Source organism: Methylibium rhizosphaerae (assembly GCF_006386545.1).
GTDB lineage: Bacteria > Pseudomonadota > Gammaproteobacteria > Burkholderiales > Burkholderiaceae_C > Pseudorivibacter > Pseudorivibacter rhizosphaerae.
On record NZ_SWAR01000089.1, the window covers coordinates 1 to 3,220 of the forward strand.

At 65.4% G+C, this 3,220-nt stretch carries 4 protein-coding genes and 1 pseudogene; 2 read left to right on the plus strand and 3 right to left on the minus strand.

Annotated features, from left to right (window positions below; translation table 11 throughout):
- Nucleotides 1-182, minus strand: a pseudogene (locus E8D38_RS27285) (acyl-CoA dehydrogenase); the annotation flags it as partial.
- Nucleotides 183-309: 127 nt separating this feature from the next.
- On the opposite strand from E8D38_RS27285, the gene E8D38_RS27290 reads away from it, so the two are divergent.
- Nucleotides 310-1,239, plus strand: a complete 930-nt coding sequence (locus E8D38_RS27290) for a LysR family transcriptional regulator (RefSeq protein WP_140637426.1) — start codon at nucleotides 310-312, stop codon at nucleotides 1,237-1,239.
- 120 nt (nucleotides 1,240-1,359) lie between these two features.
- On the opposite strand, the gene E8D38_RS27295 is transcribed toward E8D38_RS27290, so the two are convergent.
- Nucleotides 1,360-2,037 carry a phytanoyl-CoA dioxygenase family protein gene (locus E8D38_RS27295; RefSeq protein WP_140637427.1) on the minus strand — a complete coding sequence of 226 codons (678 nt, stop codon included), beginning with the start codon at nucleotides 2,035-2,037 and terminating at the stop codon, nucleotides 1,360-1,362.
- A gap of 135 nt (nucleotides 2,038-2,172) precedes the next feature.
- Entirely contained in the window at nucleotides 2,173-2,694 is a 522-nt protein-coding gene (locus E8D38_RS27300; protein WP_246099732.1) for a GFA family protein, read from the minus strand.
- Between E8D38_RS27300 and E8D38_RS27305 the strand changes: the two genes are divergently transcribed.
- A complete protein-coding gene (locus E8D38_RS27305) occupies nucleotides 2,687-3,103 on the plus strand; it encodes a hypothetical protein (RefSeq protein ID WP_140637429.1) in 417 nt (138 codons plus the stop codon). The two genes, E8D38_RS27300 and E8D38_RS27305, sit on opposite strands and share 8 nt — an antisense overlap.
- Nucleotides 3,104-3,220: the final 117 nt, after the last annotated feature.

The following is a 3,220-nucleotide window of genomic DNA, read 5'->3' on the forward strand; positions in this document are numbered from 1 at the left end:
TCGCGAAAGATGGCGGCGTCGGTGTGCTCGTGGCGAAAGGCTTCGAGCACCCGCGGGGCCAGGCGGTCCTGGCAGTAGGCGGCCGCCGCGTCGCGCACCGCGCGTTCGTCGGCGCTGAGCTGCAGTGCCAGCAGCAAAGGGTCGTCCCATTGGAACGTTGCAGACTTGTGCGAACCGCTCATTCCGGCTACTCCGAGAAAACGTGTGCGGCACTCTATGCGCCTGCCTTCGGCGGGACAAACGATTTATTCGCAGCGACCTGTTCCGATTACGCACAGATCGAGCATCGCTCTCGCGCACAATGGAAGCATGCGACGCACCCTGCCCTCAACCGCTGCGCTGACCGCCTTCGAATCCGCTGCGCGGCATCAAAGCTTCACCAAGGCAGCCGACGAACTGGCAGTGACACAGAGCGCAGTGTGTCGGCAGATCGGCTCCCTCGAGGACTTCCTGGGCGTCAAGCTGTTTCGCCGCAGCAGCCGGGGCGTGGTTCTCACCGAGGCCGGCGTCACCTACAGCCGGCAGGTCACCGCGCGCCTCGACGAGGTGGAGCGCGATACGCTGGACCTCATGGCCAAGGGCGGCCTGGGCGGCACGCTCGAACTGGGTGTAGTGCCAACCTTCGCAACGAAATGGCTGCTGCCCCGGCTGCCGGCTTTCGCCGCACAGCACCCGGACATCACCGTCAACATGACGTCATGCACGCGGCCCTTCCTGTTCGACGAGACCTCGTTCGACGCCGCGATCGGTGCCGGCGAAGGCCTGTGGCCCGGCACCGAGGGCGTGTTCCTCATGCGCGAGCATATGGTGCCGGTGGCGAGCCCCAAATATCTGGCGACGCGTCGGCTCGGCCGAGGCCCCGGGCGGCAGCGAGAACCTGATTGGCCCCGTTGCACGCTGCTCCAGCAAAGCACTCGGCCGTATGCGTGGCGGCACTGGTTCCTTTCACGCGGATTGGACGTGGAAGGCGAAATGGCGGGCCCGCGGCTCGAACTGTTCTCCATGCTGATCGAGGCTGCCATTCAAGGCCTGGGCATTGCACTGGTGCCGCGCCTGATGATCGAGGACGAACTCTCCCGCGGCCTGCTTCGTCTGGCCTCCTGGCACCAGAGCCTCAGTGACCGCAGCTATCACCTGGTCTACCCCGGGCACAAGGCCGAACACGCGGCACTGACGGTGTTCAGCGCCTGGCTGCAGCAACAGGCCAGGGAGTACCGGGACGAACACGGACTTGGCTGAGCGACTTCGGCAACGCTCTGGGCAACCTGAACGGCTACGGCGCCGACACCATGCCCTTCAACACCTGCGCTCGTAGCGCTGGAGCCGGCCTTGCAGGGCCTGGTTCGCCTCGCGGAGGGGTCAGGCCGCGTATTGCCAGCGCAACCCGTATCCAGGAATGCGCGGGCCGAACACGAGATGCAGGACGCGCCGACGGCTTGAACCGGAAGCCTTTCGGGAGGAGTGGACAAGCAATGGGCGCATGGCCAAAGCTTCGCCAGCTGTCGCGGTACATGTGACCTCTGCTGTGGAGCGCCGGGCTGCTGCAAGCTCATGCTCGGTCATGCGGCCGAAGCGGTGCGAGCCTGGGATGACTGAGAGAGGGCCATCTGCCGCGGTACAGGCCTCCAAGTGAACCCGCACAGCAACCAGCTGCCCGAGCAGCTCGGCAGGAGGCTGGACGAAAAGTGATCCCTCTTTGCGTGACCAGCCGGTAAGGCCGGCCCCTTCGATCCGTTCGGCAACAGGAATGCTGAGATCTTGATGCGCAGAGACTGCCCAGTTTCTTGAGGCCGACTTCTCGAAGTATGTGCATTGGATGGCGAGGTGGCCGCTTGGGACCACCGCAGAAAGCCCCGGATGCTTGCGCAGGCGCTCCACCAAGGCAACGCACCATGGCTTTGCCAGCAGGTTGCGAGTGCCGCCCGAGATCGAAGATGTACGAATGCGGCGCGAGATGGCTTCGCAGGTTCTGGCGTCCAGGACCGCCGATACGGCAGCGTAGCCAGCTGCTTCGAATGAATCGGAACTCACTTGCATGCGGTCTCACCATCTGATGTGCTCGAACGGCAACGGCGCGCTCGGCCTGGCCGAAACACACACCGCTGCACGCCGACGACGTTTGACCCTGAGCGAGGGGATTGGCGTCGCCGCCTTCGCGCCGGCTCTTGCGTTTCACTCTTGCTCTTGGCTAGGCAGGTGAGCCAGGCAGGACGACCAAGCCAGGGCAGACCTGCGCCATACCTGCTTGCTTGGCCGCAGTTCGCTCCGCTGGTCGATACACCCGACCCGAAGACCCACCTTCTCGGGATTCTGGAGATCGTAAGTGAACAATGGGGAGCCGCAGCACGGGCAGAACTCCTGCGCTCGCTTGGCGCCACTGTCGGCACCCTTGACGTACAACGTTGGCTTGCCGCGATGAACGACCAGTTGGCTGCGACGGGTACCGACCGAAACACGATAGGCTGAACCCGTCAGCTTCTGGCAGTCGCAGCAGTGGCAGACAACCACTCGAGCGGGGTCGATCTCAGCCTCATACGCGATGGCGCCGCAATGGCAGGAACCGGAAATCTTCACGACGATGACGCGGCAATCCGGGTTCCTGCGACGCCGGGCTCCGCACGGTGACGGTCGTTCGAGCCGATCGACGCGCGTTGCGCGTCGCCTCTCTTGCGGCACACTCCGAGCGATGCCCACCGGCCAATCCGCCGCCCCGCCCGACGCCCGCGAGGCCGTCGACGAAGCATTGCTCGCCGCGCTGCGGGCCTGGTGCAACGGCGGTGCATTTCCTGTGCTGACGGAGCCGCTGCGCGTGGCCAGCATCACGCCGCGCGCCGGTGTGGATGCAGCGGCCGCCGCACTCGCTGGCAGCCACGAACTGGCGCGAATGGACCGCTGGCGCGGCCTGTGGTGGCGGCTGCAGATCCTGTGGCGGGAAGTTGTCGTGGGGCACCGCGTGCAGCCCGGCGATCCCTGGGATTGCGGTTGGTGGCGAGGCGGGCCGCTCGGCCCTGTTGCAGCGTTCAGACCGCGCCGGCCCACGCTGCTGATGCTGCGGGAACCTGACCCTGCTGTTGCAACCGCCCTGCTGGCAACACTGCGGTAAGCGTCCGGCGAACCCGTCTTGAGAAGAGCGGTCGCAGCGATAACGATGCTGTCCAGTTAGCAAATAGCTGGACACGATGGAAGCTGAACAGAGTCGCAAGCGCAGGCGCTACAGCCG